This is a genomic window from Sulfurimonas xiamenensis, from assembly GCF_009258045.1.
GTDB classification, from domain to species: domain Bacteria; phylum Campylobacterota; class Campylobacteria; order Campylobacterales; family Sulfurimonadaceae; genus Sulfurimonas; species Sulfurimonas xiamenensis.
This window is the reverse complement of record NZ_CP041166.1, coordinates 1,371,580-1,387,926: the sequence shown is the minus strand read 5'-3', so window position 1 is coordinate 1,387,926 and position 16,347 is coordinate 1,371,580. Positions and strand designations below refer to the sequence as shown.

Here is a 16,347-nt window from a genome sequence, read left to right as displayed (position 1 = left end):
TGTTTAAAGCCTATTTAATAATTGAATATAGTGTAAATTTATATATTATAGAGTATTGTAGAATTGAGGGTATTAGTAAGAAAATATAATCTATTTTTAGTTTTATAAAAAAGTTATATAAAAATTGCAGGCGCTAAGCCTGCAATATAAAAGTTATAGCGGAGTTACATTCTCAGCTTGAGGACCTTTTTGTCCTTCGCCTAGTTCAAAAGTTACCCTTTGACCTTCAGCTAAAGAGACGCGACCTGGTCCCGTTCTGTTCACTTGGCGAAAGTGTACGAATACATCTTTGCCACCATTGTCTTGTTGAATAAAACCATAACCTTTTTCTTCATTGAACCATTTAACTGATCCGTCTAGCAATTCTGCCATGTTGTAGTACCTCTTTGGTAAAAATTCACTTCTTTTAGAAGAGGAGTCAAAATATAGGGGAGTCGTTTGTCTAGCAGAATATACTAATAGATGAGCTCACACACACAAATCTTTCATCAAAAACATTATATCAAAAGTTTTTAAATTTTGTATGTAAATATAAAAATTTTATATAATTTTCAATTTTCGATAATTTGTATATATGTTTTATATCTATTCATATTATAATTATATAAGAAATTTTAAATAAAGAAGAAAAGTATGAATTATAAGTTAAAAGATGAGTATATAGAACTTTATAAACTTTTAAAAGTTCTAGATTTGGTCGATAGCGGAGCAGAAGCAAAGCTAATAATTGCTAATGGTCATGTCAGAAGAAACGGTGAAGTTGAGTTAAGAAAAAGAGCAAAGATTCAAGTGGGTGATATTATAGAGATTGCTGATGTAGTTATAGAAATCTCTTAAGTTGGATTTTGTTAAGTTTGAAGCTACATTGATAGCATAAAAGAACTTAACAAGCCAATCAGTCCACCAAAAACTCCACCCCAAACTATAAGCCAAGAGAGATGTTCTTTTATAAGCTGTTGTACTATCTCTTTTACCATATGTGGAGTTAATTCGTTTAATCTAATTTCAATAATATTTTCAATAGATTGAATCATATCCTCACTTAAAGATGAATTTTGCAGATGCTTTTGCAGAGTGTAGTTAAAAGTTTCGCTCTGTACTATTTTAATAACGGCGTTTTTCATTTTTAAAGAGAATGGTTCACGAAGTCCTTCAAGTGCATTTGCTCCTCCAAACATCCCAAGCATTCCTCCAAAAGAGGACTCCATAACAGTTTTGCTTAACGCGTCAAAAGCGGGTGAGAAATCAGTTTTTTCTATAATAGGAACTAAATTTATCTTTCTCTCTTCACTTTTAAAAAAGTTATCTAGTTGATTTCGGGTGAAAAATTGGCTCATCATAAGGTTTTTAATAGCATCTTTAAAAGCTTCAAATCTAGCAGGTATTACTCCTGAACCATATAAAAAAGGTACTTTTTCAAATAGCATATGAATTGCAAGTTGATTTGTTACTGCACCCGAAAGTGCAAATAAACCTGTATATAGCAACAAAGAATTTAAAGTACTTTCAAATAAAAATGATAAAAAAACAAGTATTACGGCGATGCTGTTTGTAAGAAAAGTTTTAGATAACTTCAATTTTTGCTCCTAGATAATAATAAAAGCAAAATTATACTAAAAGTATTTTATAATGGCACAAATTTAATATAAAATGAGTATTTGAATGAAACAGCAAAGTTATGATCTTCTTAAAAATGCAGATATACAAACAATTTTACAAACTTTAGAAGATGAACTAAAAAGTAAAGAAGAGTCTCCTTTTTGGAAAGACAGAGTAATCCCTTTTAGTCAAGCTATTTTGAGTGTTTTGATTCCGCTAAGAGATGCAAATATGCTTTTTAGTCCTGAAGGAATTGCTCAAGATGAGCTTACTCCGGAACTTTTTTTAAAGTGGAGCGATCTTGTAAGTTTAAAAACTTTGGCATTTACGATTCAAAAATCCAATGAAGCGGGAGTTTTGTTAAGAACTGAACTTAATGAAAATGTCTGTAAAAATTATAAGAGTATAGATTTAAAGATATTGGGCGATTATCTATCAAAAAACAGTATAAATCTTCAAAACGAATTTTTGGATTTTCCAATAGCAAACTATAACTTGCATCAGGGTGTAAGCAGTGTAATAAAATCGCTTTTATAAGAGTGTTCATTGAATAGATTTATTGAATATTTTATAAAAAACAGCAGATTAAATTATGCTTTGCTGGTTTTTCTAATTTTTATGGGCATTGATGCTTATATAAAAATACCCAAAGAGATTTTTCCTGATGTAGAACTTGATAAAATCAGTGTTTTAGGCTCTTACCGCGGAACAAGCGCCAATATTATGGACAAAATGGCTGTTCGTGATATAGAAGATGAGATAAGCAATATTAGCGGTATTGATAAAACAGAGACCACCATCACTCCCGGTGCATTTGCGATACTGTTAACACTTAATGAAAATGCAAATAAAGAGATAACGCTTGGTCGTGTGAAAGATGCCATAGCGCTAAGCAGACAGTATCTGCCTTCAGATATGAATGAACCCGTTGCACAGTTGCTGGATAAAACAAGACCTCTTATAAGGTTGGCTCTTTCATCATCTACCCTCTCAATAGGCGAATTGACTCTTATTGCCCAAGATTTGAAATCAAAAATATCAAAACTAGATAATATTAGTGAAGTTTTGATTCGCGGTGATTCTGATGAAGAGGTGATTATTAAAATAGATTCAGAAGCGGTTTTGGCATATGGACTTCAGCATGCAAGTGTACAAAAAGCGATAGCAAATTTATCATACATATATCCTGTCGGCAACATAGAGCAAAAAGGAAAATTTGCTTATGTATCAACTGTTAACGGAAAAGCCGACGCACAAGAGTACAAAGAGAGCATTTTAAATATTGATGAAAAATATATAAAGCTGGGTGATATAGCTGAGGTAAGCATAGAGTATCCGCAGACTGAAACTTTGGCAACTTTTAACAATAAAAAAATAATTTCTTTAGTTATATCAAAAGGAACAAAAGGTGATGCGCTTGTTCTATCAAAAGTACTTAGAGAGTATATTAAAAATATAGAAAAAAATTATGATGGAGTTGATTTTAATTTTTATCAAGACTCTTCTAAACCCATAAAAGAGAGACTGGATACCATTATTTCAAATTTGATGTTTGGTCTGATTTTGGTTTTTATATCAATGTATATATTGATAAATTTAAGAGTTGCATTTATTGTGACTCTTGGAATTCCGTTCTCTTTTATAATAGGACTTTTAACTATTTACCATTTGGGATATTCAATAAATATGATTTCTTTGCTTGGAGCATTGATAGTTATAGGTATAGTAGTTGATGATGCAATTGTTGTAGGTGAAAATATTCAACGATATATAGATGAAGGGATGGACAATTACAGTGCTGCAATTAGAGGTGTTAAAGAGATGGTGCTTCCCGTAACACTTGCAACTGTAACAACAGTAGCAGCATTTTTGCCCATCTTTATGATGCAGGGGGAGATAGCACTTTTTATTTTGCTTATTCCTATTACTGTAGTTATAATTTTAATAGCTTCTCTAATAGAGAGTTTTTTCTTTTTGCCTCTTCATGCACAGGAATTTTTAAGAAAAAGCAATAATTTAATTAGCTGGGTACCTTTACAAAAGTTTTATGTTAGGCTGATTTTACATTTTTTACATTTTAAAAAAATATCATTGTTGCTTTTTTTAATCTTAATTCCGCTGGCAACCTTTTATATAGCACAATCTATGAAATTTCAATTTTTTCCTAATTTTGATGGAAACTATCTATATATATCAGGAAAACTAAATATCAATACTCCGTTGGAAGATACATATGAGATATCAAAAGAGATTGAAGCAAAACTGATGGAACATTCAGAAGAGTTTTCTCTTAAAGCAATATCTTCTGTTGTCGGTTATAGAAGAAGCCTCTCAGGAGAGACGCAAAGAAACAATAGTGTTTTTATGATTACCATGGAGCTTTATGACAGGGTTGATACAAACTGGGTTGACAAATATATAAATCCAATTTTAAATTTTAGTTTTGAATTTGACAATCCTAATAAAATAAGACAAAAACAGACCTTTGAACTCTCTCCGCGAGCAAAAGAGATAATTGATGTTTATAGAAGTAAATACAATATGGAAGATCTTGGTGTTATGGAAGATAAACCGGGACTTATTAAGAGCGATATTCAGATAAATTTATCTGGAAGCAATGATGAGATACTTCAAAAAAATATAAAAAAACTAGAAGATGAACTCTCTAAAATGGAGTATATTAAAGATTATAGCAATAATATAAAATATGGAAAAATGGAGTATAAAATTAAAATAAACTCTTATGGGGAAAGCTTGGGGTTGAGTGAAGCTTCTGTTGCTAAAACACTTAGCGCTTATTTTTTAGAGCAAAAACAGACAACCACTTTTAATGAATCGGGAATAATGGAGATAAAAACAGAAGATAGTTCAAAAGACAATATTGAAAGATTTTTAAACTTTAATTTAGCGCTAAGTGATGGTAGATATGTGAAATTATCTGATATTGCCGATATTTCAGAGATAAAAGATTATGAAAAAATAGACAAGCTCAATGGAAATATAATTAAAACGGTATTTGCTAATGTTGATAAGAGAAAAATTACAGCTGAAGAGATTTTAGAAAAATTAAAACCGACATTGGATTCAATAGCAAAAATGGGTGTGCATGTTGAACTTTTAGGAGAAAAAGAGAAGAATGAGCAATTGAAAAATGATATGAAAAAAGCAGTTTTTTTAGCAATATTTTTGATTTTTTTAACTCTGCTGCTTATTTTTTCAAAAATAAAATATGTGCTTATGGTCATGAGCGTTATTCCTCTCTCTGTATTAGGAGCCCTGATTGGGCATAAAATAATGGGAATAAATCTCTCTATGGCTTCAATAATAGGAATTTTAGGATTAGCAGGCGTTGTTATTAATGATGGAATAATAATGATAGATTTTTTGCATGGAACTCATAAGCTAGAAGATTTTCTACAAAGAGCAAAACTGAGACTTCGTCCAATTATTATAACATCGGTAACAACATTTTTAGGACTCTTCTCACTTATATTTTATGCAACGGGACAAGCTGTTATACTGCAACCGATTGCAATATCTTTAGGTTTTGGTCTTGTTTGGGGAACATTTTTAAATCTTATTTATCTGCCCACACTTTATGCCATGGTAAATAAAATAGAGCCAACTAAATAAAAATGGCATATAAGAGTGCCCAAAGCAGAAAAACAATAAGCGCTATAATAGCAAAAGTCAAAAAAACTCTTGTAGTGAAATAGAAAAGAAATTTTAAGAATTGCATAATTTTTTAATTAGGTTTATAAGGCAAAATATCCAATTTTAGATATTTTGCATAAAGAATACCTCTTTTTATATTTATAACATCATAATTTAATTTTTGAGATAAAAAAGATGCCAGAATTCTTGTTCTGCTTCCTGTTCTGCAGATGATAGCAAAAGGCTTTTTTGTATCAACAGCACTATTTAGTTTTTGTAAAAAATCATTTATATCATAATTGCCTTTTTCATCAAAAAACATAATAGGTATAGAGCCTTTTAAAAGTCCAGTCTCTCTCCACTCGGCAGGAGTTCTTATATCAACAATCGGTATTTTTGAATCAAGCAGTGCCTGAGAAGCTTCTTCATTTTTAACAGTAGCAAAAAGCCAAGTGGATAAAAGCAAAAGTGATAATATTGTTTTTTTCAATATAATTCTCCATTATAAATAATTAAGTGTATAATTATACTAACAAATAAATAATAGGTTAAAAATGGCATCACAAAAAGCGATAAACAATTCACTTAGACTTCGTTATATAAGAGCATTAGAGAGATTTCACAAGAGTGTTGTTTCTTATTTGTCGAGTACATCAGATATCACTAAAGAGGGATATGAAAAAAAAGTCAATAACAGTTTAAAGCTACTACAAAGGGTTGAAGAGACAGCTCTTTACAAAGGTGACTTTCAAGATCTTGAAAAGTTGATTAAAAAGATTATCAACTATAAAAACAGTGATAAAAACATAGATGATATAAAAGAGGAAATTCTTTATGAATCAAATCAGTTAGATAAAACTAAAAATGCCAGACATTATAAAAAAGACAAACATTCCCACTCTAAATTTAATGACTGGGAATAGTTTAACTGCCGTTATAAAAACATAAATTGTGATAATAAAATAATAATTACAACCAGGCTAAATGGGAAGAAGTGGCTTTTAAATACCCAGGGGTTTATTTTAAAAAGTTTCTGATTGATTCCTCTTATGCCTAACCATAAAGCAAAAAAAGCTTTGATGGAGAGTAGAGTTTGAAAATATGAGAGTGTACCGTTTTCTATTTTTCCAAATATTTGAGAAATAAGGTACAATCCGCTTGCAACAGCTACCATTAAAGCATATGGAACAACTTCTCTTACATGCATCATAATAGCTTCTCTTGCTTTTGCATGTTCGTCATCGTTTAAAGTTTCTTTCATTTTAGAAAGAAATAAAACATCAACAAATAAAAATCCGCCGTAAATAAATACTGAGAAAATATGAATTGTATGAACTAGAGTATAAGTGATGGAGTATCCTTTTTTTGATTTGAATTTTAACATAAAATAGGGCTGATATATTTGTTTTATATTAATTGTTGTAAAATGTAAAAATAAATTTATAAAAAAAAATGGAAAAATATGGATATAACACGGGAAAATATTAAAAAATCATTGACAGGTGATAGTGCTCAAAATAATGTTTTTTTTCAAGCGGTTCAAGAAGTTCTTTACTCTATATCTCCACTATTAGAATCAGATAAAAGATATGATAAATACTCTATTTTAGAGAGATTGGTAGTACCGGATAGAGTTATAAAATTTAAGATAGTTTGGTTGGATGACAGTGGGAAGATTCAAGTTAATACTGGATATAGAGTTCAGTTTAACAATGCTATTGGACCATATAAGGGCGGACTTCGCTTTCATCCAAGTGTTAATGAGGGTATCTTAAAATTTTTAGGATTTGAGCAGATTTTTAAAAATTCACTTACAGGTCTGCCTATAGGCGGAGGAAAAGGCGGAAGTGATTTTGATCCTAAAGGAAAAAGTGATTTTGAAATTATGAAATTTTGTTCAGCTTTTATGACTGAGTTGCATAAGTATATAGGTCCCCGCATAGATGTTCCTGCCGGAGATATCGGAGTGGGAGCACGAGAAATAGGGTATCTTTTTGGAGAGTATAAAAAAATCACATCATCTTATGACGGTGTTTTAACAGGAAAGCCATACATGTTTGGAGGCTCACATATGAGACCGGAAGCAACAGGATATGGAGTTATATATTTTACTCAAGCAATGCTTGAGATGGAAAAAAAAGAGAGTTTAGTCGGTAAAAAATGTGCAGTAAGCGGAGCAGGTAATGTTGCTTTGCATGCAATAGAAAAACTTTTACAAATTGGGGCAATTCCGGTTACATGTTCAGATTCAAAAGGAACAATATATGATTCTCGAGGCCTTGATTTAGAGCTTTTAAAAGAGTTAAAGTTAGAAAAAAGAACTTCGCTTGAAAAGTATATAGAGTCTCATCCAGAAGCTAAATATATCCCTGTTTGCGATTATATTGACGGTGAGCATGCAGTTTGGAATATTGAGTGTTATGCCGCTTTTCCGTGTGCAACACAAAATGAGCTCAATGAAGCAGATGCTCAAAACTTAATCTCTAATGGCTGTGTATGTATAAGTGAAGGAGCAAATATGCCTTGTACCCCTGAAGCAATAGATGCTTTTTTAAATCACAACATCTGTTTTGCTCCGGCAAAAGCTGCAAATGCCGGCGGTGTCGTAGTCAGCGAATTTGAAATGAGTCAAAATGCTTCTATGCAGAGATGGAGTTTTGAAAAGATAGATTATAAACTAAAAGATATTATGCAACAGATTTGTAAAAGAGTGGTACTTACCGCAAAAGATTACGGGGTTGAAGGAAACTATGTTGATGGTGCAAATATAGCAGGATTTAAAAGAGTCGCAGATGCTATGATAGCAGAAGGAATTTAGTTTTTTACTCTATATTTAGACTTTTTTGATAAAATCTAAAATAAAAAAAAATTATATATAAAGAAGAAATATGCAAAACACAAAAGCAAGAGTTAATATCTATGCACTTTTATCTCGAATATTATTGCAAGAGTTAGATGAAAATATGCTAGATACAATAAAAAAAGATGAAAATATTTTGGATTTTCTCCCAACTTTAAAAAATTGGGAGCCTTTTAAAGAGTTGCAAAATAACAAACTACTGGAGGAGTATTTTAATCCAGATTTTGTAAATCTCTCTCTTTTGCATCTTATCCCTTATGAAACATTTTACACTAGAGAAGATCAGAAGATTGAGACAGGCGGAGCAAATCCTGTAACCGATATATACAGCGCATATGATTTTATGGTTGATTTTGAAGCAGCTCGTACTATTTCAGCGGATCATATCGGAGTTGAACTTGAGTTTATGCATCATTTGGCAGAAGCTGAATTAAAAGCTATTGAAAATAATGATAAAGATGCTATAAAAAATCTTAGAGAAGTGCAAAAAGAATTTTTAAATAAACATCTTTTACAATGGGCTCCGATGTATTTGATAAATGTTAAGTATGAGGCGAGAACTCCTCTCTATTATGATACTGCGGATATGACTTTGGAATTTATCTTAAGTGATAATGAATATCTCAACAAAGAGTTAAGTGCGTAAATGATACAACTTAAAGCCAGTCGTTGTATTCGTTCTCTCTCAAAAGAGAGTAATTGCAACAGATGTGAAATTATCTGCCCGACAGGGGCTATTGTTGTAGGAGACAATCCTCTTCCGGCAATTAATTTTTCTTCATGTGTGGGATGCGGAGCGTGTGATGCAGTCTGCCCGAATGAGGCACTCTCTTTAGATGATTTTAATTCTACAAATTTCTTTTTTAAATATATAGAAGAGAGTGATAATCTTATCTCATGCAGAAAAAATGTTCCATGTATAGCAGCTTTAAATGTAGAAAATATAATCTCGATGGCTCTGCTGAAAAAAAAGATGATTTTTGATATTGGACATTGTGATGCATGTGCAATAGCACATAAGTGCAAACCTGAGATAGAGAAAAACTATGAAGAGGCTTTATATATATTAGAGGCTATACAAAGTGATGCCGTTATAGAATTAAAAGATGTTAAATATGAAGATAAAGACGAAGTAAAAGAGAGTAACAGAAGAGAGTTCTTTAGCAGAATAAATTTAAAAAATGTCGCTAAAACCAAAATGAAATTTGAAAAAGAGATACAAAAAGCAACTGATGCATTAGTTGAACATACTTTGCAAAAAAGTGATATTGCACTCTTAAAACAAAAACGCATAACAGATAGAAGAAAGCTTCTGTTTATGGCTCTTAGAAGGGTCGATAAACCATCTATATATCACACAATTGAAGCAGGTGAACTAACATTTACCTCAATGAAACAAATAGATAGCAAAACATGTACTGCCTGTCAAATGTGCTATAGAGTCTGTCCGAGCGGCGCACTTAGTTCAGATATAAAAAATTCAAAGATAGATTTTGATCCGTTATTGTGTATAAAGTGTCATATTTGTCATGATGTGTGTGAACCTAATGCAATCATACTTTCGCCTGTTTATAAAATAAAAGAGTTTTTTGAACCTGAAGTTCACAATTTGATAAAATTTAATGTTAAAAGATGTGATGAGTGCAATATGATTTTTAGTACAAACAATAGCAGTGATAAACTCTGCTACAGATGCAAAGCAGAAGAGGAAGAGGCTAGAGAACTTTGGGGAATAAAGGAAAATATATAATATGATGAACAATGCAAATGAGATATCACATCATACAAAGCTTTATGGTTTTATAGGGGAATTTGCAGGACAGAGTAGTTTGTCTGCAATATTAAATAAGCTTTTTAAAGTAAAAAACAAAGATGCCATGATGATACCTATGAACATTAGGGAGGATGATTTTTATTATACTGTAGCAAATATGAAAAAATCGCATGTAAATGGTGCGTTTATATCCAATGAGTATACAAAAAATGTAGTAGAACTTTTGGATGAAGCAAGTGAGGCAGTTTTAAAATCAGGCATGTGTGATATTATTTTAAGAGAGGGAGAAAAACTTATTGGTGATATTTTGGGCATAAATGTATTGGCAAAATTTTTAAAAAACAGAAATTGTAAAAAAATAGCACTCATTGGAATTGATTCAAGAGCGAAAGCATTTTGCTTTTTAAGAGATGATTTTGAAATAAGTTACTTTTATAATGATTTGGAAAATCTTATGAATTTTACTATTGAGATGGGAGTAATAAATCCTGATATAAATCGTATATCAGATAGTGTAAATATCGATTTTTCAAATTATGATGCAGTTATAGATTTTTCTGATTTAGAGAGTTTGGATATGGTCGATAAATTTAGTGATATAAATTTGGATATGAAGCAAAAAAAAGAGTTTTCAGCACTTAAATTAAGAGCAGATGAACTTAAAGCAAATTATATTGGGTTTGATGCTATGTTAGAAGAATTAAGCAGCGCTATTTTTGAATTTTTAGAAAAGAAGCAGCATCTAGATTATGACAAAAGCAATATGAGATTTTAAAAAAATAAAGGAAAAAAATGAATCAACATGATTTAAGTGATTTAAGAGCAGAGTTTGATAAGTTTGTAAAAGAGAGATGTTCAACAGATCCTGAAAATTTGCAAGAGCAAAATCCGGATGCTTCAGACAAAGAGGATGAAGAGAGTGTTCCACAATTTGTAGAAACACTTACAAATAAGCTTTTAGCACCTGCAATTAGCGGCGTCTATCTCTCAAGACTTGATATAAAGAGAATAGCTGAAGCTATAGATGAGTCTATTCCTATTAAGGAGCGTATTAAAATGATTCGAGCTCTTTTTAGACATACAACTACAAAACAGTATTTAGAAGATGCTTTTGCTGAAATAAACAGACATATCAATGGCCGTATCTTAATCTATCAAGAACTTGGTGAAGCATTTCCGGCATCTAAAGCAATCTTTGATGAGCATTCTAACAAGGCGAGAAAAATTATGAAAATATTTGAACACATTATAGAAGATTTTGAAGAGATAGAACCCTCAGAAGATCCTTTGTTTGTTTAGTTTTGAAAGTTTAAACGAGAAAATGTCTTCTCATTTTGTAGAGCAGTATAGATAATAGTATCGCTGCTATCGATGCAATCATAAAAAGAGTAGTGCTCCCATAATTGTCCCACAGCCATCCGCCAATAGTAAGCGATAGCAGGGTCATTACTCCTATGGAGGTATAATAAACTCCATATGCAGTTGCTTTAAGCTCCTTAGGTGAAGTGTCTGAAATAATGGCTTTGGCAAGTGCATTAAAACCGCCGGCGAAAAAGCCGTAGATACCAAATCCTATCCATGCTCCCCAAATATCTCCTGAAACCATAGCAAGTGCTCCCAATCCAAAAGCCATATAGACAACGGATAAAAGTGTTGCTTTCCCAAATCGATCTGCCATTTTTCCAATTGGTATGGCAAAAATCGAGAGAATAAGATTATAAAGAGTATAGGCGAGCGGAATAATTGCTAATGCCATGCCGTTGTCTTGAGCCTTAAGAATCATAAAAGAGTAGTTCATTGCAAAGAGGCTGAAAAGACTCTGAAAAATGAGCAACCAGTAGAACTGCTTACTTAGTGATTTAGGACGAAATTGTTTTAGAGGCACCGGTGTAAAAGAGGTGTCTGTAACAAAAAAGATAAGAATTGCCATGGCAATAAGACCGGGAATAAGACTTAGAGCAAAAATAGTTCGAAAAGATGCCTCGCTCTCTCCCAAAAACCAGAGCAATCCAAAGGCACTTAAGCTTCCTACAACGGCTCCTGCACTGTCCATCATTTTATGAAAGCCAAAAACAAAGCCGCTGGACTCATTTTGAGCAGAGTCGCTGATAAGAGCATCGCGAGGTGCGCTGCGGATTCCTTTGCCGATGCGATCAGCCACTCTTATGGTGGCAATCATGGCAGCACTCTGAGCAAAAAAAGCAAAAGGTTTGATGATGTTAGAGAGACCATATCCGATAATTGTGAGTACTTTGCGTTTTCCGATTCGATCAGAATAAAAACCAGATAGTGCAATTAGCAGAGCAACTCCGAGCTCAGCCACTCCTTCTATTAGACCGATTTCTCCTTTGCTTGCATGTAAAAATCTATCTAAAAAAATGGGCAAAAGAGGAAGTATCATTTCTGTTGAGAAGTCTGTAAAAAAGCTATTCGCACCTAATGCGATAACATTTTTATCTATTTTATTCATAAGAACATATCCTCTTTTATCTGCTTCCAACACTACTGTTGTAAAAGCAAATTGATATAGAATTAAGACTATTTATCTTATATAAGTTATGCTACATCATGCCTTGAAGTTGTAAAAATCCCTGCCAAAGAACAGCACTTAAAATTCCCGCTACAAATCCTGCAACGATATCATCGCCAACGACGCCGACACCACCTTTGGCCTCTCTGTCCAGTCTACCGATAATAGATGGTTTTTTTATATCAAAATATCTAAACAGTACAAAAGAGAGTAAACTTTGAATTAAAAAACCATTTTGCAAATCAGCAACTTCATTTAAATTTACACTAATTGCAGGTGCAACGCTAAGAGCAAACCACATTCCGATCAACTCATCAATAACTATGCGTTTATCATCATGTATAGCGCTTTTTTTTTCGTACTTGTTTATTTCACGAATGGCTATTGCAGAGATTAAAACAGTAGCTAAAAAAAGAGTTTGAGCATCAAAATATATAAGTATAAGCATACCAAGAGGCAAAGAGACGAGTGTTCCGACAGTTCCCGGAGCTTTTGGTGCAAGCCCGCTGTATCCCAAAGTTATAAAAAACCAGTTCATTTTTTTCCTTCAGTAAATTTGTAAAACAACAAAATTATGTTAATGATGTTGTTTGATAGAGTTTCATTAGTTCCAAGTAGAAGTCATTTTCAGTATGCTCTTCTAAAAGCCCTTTGCTAGGGAGTATGTCATAATAGATTTTTTCTAAATTTTTAAATCTATTTGGATGAAGTTTAGATAGGACTACGGCTGAAATCTCTTTTCTCATTAGTATTGTAGGCGGTAAAATGCCAAGTTCTAAAAGTTCCAGTATGGAGTTTGAATGATAAGAAATTTGATGATGCTGGCCATGCGGGCAAGTATTTTTACTCACAAGTGTAGTACATTTGTCGCAATAAACATACTCGCTTGCAACGGTGATTTCAATATCTATTCCTATTACTTTGTCAATGATGGATTTATTTGAATTACAATCATAAAACATTCCAAGCCCGGCATGATTTCTGCCAATTGTTAATCTGTTGCAGCCATAGTTTTTAGCAACTACAGCATCAATTATTATTTCATTGTATCCTGCAAAAATATAACTGTTTTCAAGCGGTACAACAACTACATGATTTTTTGTTAAAAAATTATTTATAAAAAATTCAAGAGACTCTTTTCTTATTTCAAAAGATAAATTTGATTCTGAATATGGTTTTAATAAAAAAATTACAAGCAAATCAGTGCTGTCGAGTGTTTGACGAATCAGTTTTTCATGTGCTCTATGCAGGGGATTTCCTGCCATTACAAGAGCTGTTGTATGTTTTGCATTTATAAGTTTTTTAGCTTCTTGTATTTTTTGTTTGTTTGTATTGCTGGATTTATTTAAGAGAGTATACTCTCCGCTGACGGCCAATGAACCAAGTCTGTTCAGTGTTGTCATAACACCGGGATGAGAGATGTCATCTGTTCCATATATATGTTTTATTCTATCTCTGGGGTCTATATGAAAAACTTCATCAACTATTAAAGAGGCAAAAGGTTTTTTATCGAAGAGAATAATAATCTCCTCTCCTTTTTGCAATGAACGCAATACCTCTGCATTTATTTTGCCTGATGGGGCCAAAATAAAGGGAAAAGGAAAAGATTTACCATTGATAAGCCCTGTTTTTAGTACGCTTTCACTCTCTTTTTTATTCATTAACGACTCAACTGGAGAGAGTAAGCCGTCTTTGAGAAGTTCAAGTGCCGCCGCTGCTTCTTTGTCTATTAAAAGAGTTTTATTTTTTCTTGACAATGTCATACTTCTTTCTTTTTTCCCATAAACTTTTACGGCTGATTCCTAATTTTTTTGATAGTTCGGTATCAGGAAATTTATGTTGATAGTTTAAAACGATAAATTTTACATAATCTTCAATAGGGAGAATTTCTCCCTCATCGAAGATATTGTTTTCACTTTTAATTTCTATAATATCATATGTTTCATCATCTATTTTGTCAGTACTTGAAATTATAGCTTTTTTATTTTCAAGTGATGAATAAAGAGCTTTTCTCTCGCTTTTTTTAAGAGTTTGAAAATCTATAATATAAATAAGCGAATTATCTGTAATTGATTCTATCTCATTTATGGCTTTTGGGTCACTAAGGGTTATAAAATGTAGTGGTAAATTTTTCTTTTTTGCATATTCAAAAGCGAAAGAGTCTGCATGTTTCTGATATGGTGAAAAGATAAAAAGAGGAAGTTGCAGATTATCAAAGTTGTGCTCGCTGTCAAGAGATGCAAAGGAGTGTGTCAAATATTTTTCATAAGCTTTATTTCTTCTTTTTAACTTTTCATACTCTTGATAATGATTTATCTTCCTAATAAGTTCTTCAATCATAAAAGGTTTGAGTATATAATCTTTTGCCCCTGCCGAGAGAGGTTTAGACACGGTATCGTTGCTTATATATGAAACCATAAGAATTATAATAGATTTTTTAAATGTCTCTATTACAGGATTAAAATCCTGACCGTTTATGTTTGTTGAAAGCAAAACGACATCATAGTTGTTGCTTTTTATTGCATCTCTTGTTGATGTGCACATTTCACACACATGACCCAGTTCACTTAGTTTTGTAGCTATGCTTTGCGCTAAGTAAACTTCATTTTCTATAATTAGTATCTTCAAATTTTTGTCCAATCAAAATATTTTAAATTTGCGTTGGCAATAACACCAACACCTTCGCATCTGCCGATAAAACCAAGTTTTTCAGTTGTTGTGGCTTTTATGTTTACCCTTTGGCTCTCTATATTTAAAATAGTACTGAGCACTTTTCTCATTTGCAGCTTATAGTTGCCGATTTTAGGTTTTTGGGCTGCTATTGTCAAATCTACATTTATAATTACAAATCCAAAATTACAAAGTGTTGTAACAACTCTTTTTAAGAGCTTTTTTGAGTCTATATTTTTATAAGCAGTATCATTGTCCGGAAACATCATACCGATATCTCCCATTCCGGCAGCGCCGAGAAGAGCATCAATAAGAGCATGAATTGCCACATCACCGTCACTGTGAGCTTTAAATCCATATTTGGAATCTATCTTTACACCGCCAAGATACATTTCGCCCTTTTCATCAAAAGCGTGAACATCAAATCCAGTTCCGCTTAATATATCATTTGAGGGCGGGGTAAGGCATTGTAACTTTTTTAAATCTTCTATATGAGTTATTTTATGGGCACTGCTTTGGCCTAAAATAAACTCTCTTGAGCCTCCGTTTGCAACTATTGCACTGCTCTCATCCGTAAATTCCTCTTTTTGCTCAAGAGCACTTATGAGTGCAGAGGTAATTGAAAGTTGTGGTGTTTGAACAACTTTTACTCTATCTCTGTCAATTGTTTGATCATCATATACTATAGTATCATTTACTTTTAAGTAAGGAACAATGCAGTCACTTTTTCCTCTATATGAAATAATATTTTGCAAAAATTCTTCACTTATGCAAGAACGGGCAATATCACTTACTAAAACAAATTCTGTATCTACCTCTTTAAGAGAGTTTTTTAAAGACTCTTGTCTGCTGTTTCCGCCCTCTATAAATACAAAATCAGAGTAATATTTCATAAATTCTATATCATCTAAAGATGAAGTTATGATAATTTTTTTAAAAAGTTTTGTTTTTTCACATTTTTCGGCGACAAATTGCCATAATGGTTGATTTCCAACTCTAAGCCATTGTTTCTTTATATCTAGTTCAAAGCGTGTTGAACTGCCTGCTGCAAGTAAAATAAGTGTTACATTAGACAATAAAACTCCTAAAATATATAAGTGTTACGAAATTATACACATCAAAAGCTTTTTTTTCTCTTGAAGCAGGTAATAATTTCGCAAAAATTTAATTTAATATATAAATTATTAGAGCAGATAATCAACTTAATATTATATTAACTTTATTTGACTATATTTTCAGTGCATGATAGTGGTATATAAT

At 32.2% G+C, this 16,347-nt stretch carries 18 protein-coding genes; 9 read left to right on the top strand and 9 right to left on the bottom strand.

Annotation, left to right across the window (positions count from 1 at the left end; translation table 11 throughout):
- Positions 1 to 153: 153 nt before the first annotated feature.
- Positions 154 to 372 (bottom strand): cold-shock protein, encoded by a 219-nt coding sequence (locus FJR47_RS06995; protein WP_137014185.1) that lies wholly within the window; start codon positions 370 to 372, stop codon positions 154 to 156.
- Positions 373 to 633: 261 nt separating this feature from the next.
- On the opposite strand from FJR47_RS06995, the gene FJR47_RS06990 reads away from it, so the two are divergent.
- Positions 634 to 837 carry an RNA-binding S4 domain-containing protein gene (locus tag FJR47_RS06990; RefSeq protein WP_152299732.1) on the top strand — a complete coding sequence of 68 codons (204 nt, stop codon included), beginning with the start codon at positions 634 to 636 and terminating at the stop codon, positions 835 to 837.
- A gap of 23 nt (positions 838 to 860) precedes the next feature.
- Here the strand turns inward: FJR47_RS06990 and FJR47_RS06985 are convergent, their stop codons facing one another.
- Positions 861 to 1,577: a DUF445 domain-containing protein gene (locus FJR47_RS06985; RefSeq protein ID WP_152299731.1), complete on the bottom strand. Its 717-nt coding sequence runs from the start codon at positions 1,575 to 1,577 to the stop codon at positions 861 to 863.
- Between the two features lie 85 nt (positions 1,578 to 1,662).
- Between FJR47_RS06985 and FJR47_RS06980 the strand changes: the two genes are divergently transcribed.
- Both FJR47_RS06980 and FJR47_RS06975 read left to right on the top strand, forming a co-directional pair.
- The gene (locus FJR47_RS06980) at positions 1,663 to 2,136 is read left to right on the top strand and encodes a hypothetical protein (RefSeq protein WP_152299730.1); all 474 of its coding nucleotides are present in this window, start codon (positions 1,663 to 1,665) and stop codon (positions 2,134 to 2,136) included.
- A gap of 9 nt (positions 2,137 to 2,145) precedes the next feature.
- Entirely contained in the window at positions 2,146 to 5,232 is a 3,087-nt protein-coding gene (locus tag FJR47_RS06975) for an efflux RND transporter permease subunit (RefSeq protein WP_152299729.1), read from the top strand.
- A gap of 112 nt (positions 5,233 to 5,344) precedes the next feature.
- Here FJR47_RS06975 and FJR47_RS06970 read toward each other — a convergent pair whose 3' ends face one another.
- Entirely contained in the window at positions 5,345 to 5,743 is a 399-nt protein-coding gene (locus tag FJR47_RS06970; RefSeq protein WP_152299728.1) for a rhodanese-like domain-containing protein, read from the bottom strand.
- A gap of 64 nt (positions 5,744 to 5,807) precedes the next feature.
- Between FJR47_RS06970 and FJR47_RS06965 the strand changes: the two genes are divergently transcribed.
- The gene (locus FJR47_RS06965; protein ID WP_152299727.1) at positions 5,808 to 6,176 is read left to right on the top strand and encodes a hypothetical protein; all 369 of its coding nucleotides are present in this window, start codon (positions 5,808 to 5,810) and stop codon (positions 6,174 to 6,176) included.
- Positions 6,177 to 6,187: 11 nt separating this feature from the next.
- On the opposite strand, the gene FJR47_RS06960 is transcribed toward FJR47_RS06965, so the two are convergent.
- Positions 6,188 to 6,637 carry a hypothetical protein gene (locus FJR47_RS06960; protein WP_241855387.1) on the bottom strand — a complete coding sequence of 150 codons (450 nt, stop codon included), beginning with the start codon at positions 6,635 to 6,637 and terminating at the stop codon, positions 6,188 to 6,190.
- A 78-nt stretch (positions 6,638 to 6,715) separates the two neighbouring features.
- Here FJR47_RS06960 and gdhA point away from each other — a divergent pair, with 78 nt between their 5' ends.
- The 5 genes from gdhA to FJR47_RS06935 all read left to right on the top strand — a co-directional run bounded on the left by gdhA (position 6,716) and on the right by FJR47_RS06935 (position 11,186).
- Entirely contained in the window at positions 6,716 to 8,071 is a 1,356-nt protein-coding gene (gene gdhA, locus FJR47_RS06955) for an NADP-specific glutamate dehydrogenase (RefSeq protein ID WP_152299726.1), read from the top strand.
- 70 nt (positions 8,072 to 8,141) lie between these two features.
- Positions 8,142 to 8,759, top strand: coding sequence for a TorD/DmsD family molecular chaperone (locus FJR47_RS06950; RefSeq protein WP_152299725.1), 618 nt, complete (start codon positions 8,142 to 8,144; stop codon positions 8,757 to 8,759).
- Positions 8,760 to 9,863, top strand: coding sequence for a 4Fe-4S binding protein (locus FJR47_RS06945; protein ID WP_152299724.1), 1,104 nt, complete (start codon positions 8,760 to 8,762; stop codon positions 9,861 to 9,863).
- Between the two features lies 1 nt (position 9,864).
- Entirely contained in the window at positions 9,865 to 10,662 is a 798-nt protein-coding gene (locus FJR47_RS06940) for a hypothetical protein (RefSeq protein WP_152299723.1), read from the top strand.
- Positions 10,663 to 10,679: 17 nt separating this feature from the next.
- Positions 10,680 to 11,186, top strand: a complete 507-nt coding sequence (locus FJR47_RS06935; protein WP_152299722.1) for a hypothetical protein — start codon at positions 10,680 to 10,682, stop codon at positions 11,184 to 11,186.
- A 10-nt stretch (positions 11,187 to 11,196) separates the two neighbouring features.
- Here FJR47_RS06935 and FJR47_RS06930 read toward each other — a convergent pair whose 3' ends face one another.
- The 5 genes from FJR47_RS06930 to FJR47_RS06910 form a co-directional block, all read right to left on the bottom strand.
- Entirely contained in the window at positions 11,197 to 12,357 is a 1,161-nt protein-coding gene (locus tag FJR47_RS06930) for an MFS transporter (protein WP_152299721.1), read from the bottom strand.
- A 91-nt stretch (positions 12,358 to 12,448) separates the two neighbouring features.
- The gene (locus tag FJR47_RS06925; RefSeq protein ID WP_152299720.1) at positions 12,449 to 12,955 is read right to left on the bottom strand and encodes a phosphatidylglycerophosphatase A family protein; all 507 of its coding nucleotides are present in this window, start codon (positions 12,953 to 12,955) and stop codon (positions 12,449 to 12,451) included.
- A gap of 34 nt (positions 12,956 to 12,989) precedes the next feature.
- Positions 12,990 to 14,180, bottom strand: coding sequence for a sulfate adenylyltransferase (locus tag FJR47_RS06920; protein WP_152299719.1), 1,191 nt, complete (start codon positions 14,178 to 14,180; stop codon positions 12,990 to 12,992).
- Entirely contained in the window at positions 14,158 to 15,045 is an 888-nt protein-coding gene (locus FJR47_RS06915; RefSeq protein ID WP_152299718.1) for a response regulator, read from the bottom strand. The genes FJR47_RS06920 and FJR47_RS06915 overlap by 23 nt, the downstream gene beginning before the upstream one ends.
- Positions 15,042 to 16,163 (bottom strand): bifunctional 2-C-methyl-D-erythritol 4-phosphate cytidylyltransferase/2-C-methyl-D-erythritol 2,4-cyclodiphosphate synthase, encoded by a 1,122-nt coding sequence (locus tag FJR47_RS06910; protein WP_152299717.1) that lies wholly within the window; start codon positions 16,161 to 16,163, stop codon positions 15,042 to 15,044. Before FJR47_RS06910 ends, FJR47_RS06915 begins: the two co-directional genes overlap by 4 nt.
- Positions 16,164 to 16,347 lie beyond the last annotated feature (184 nt).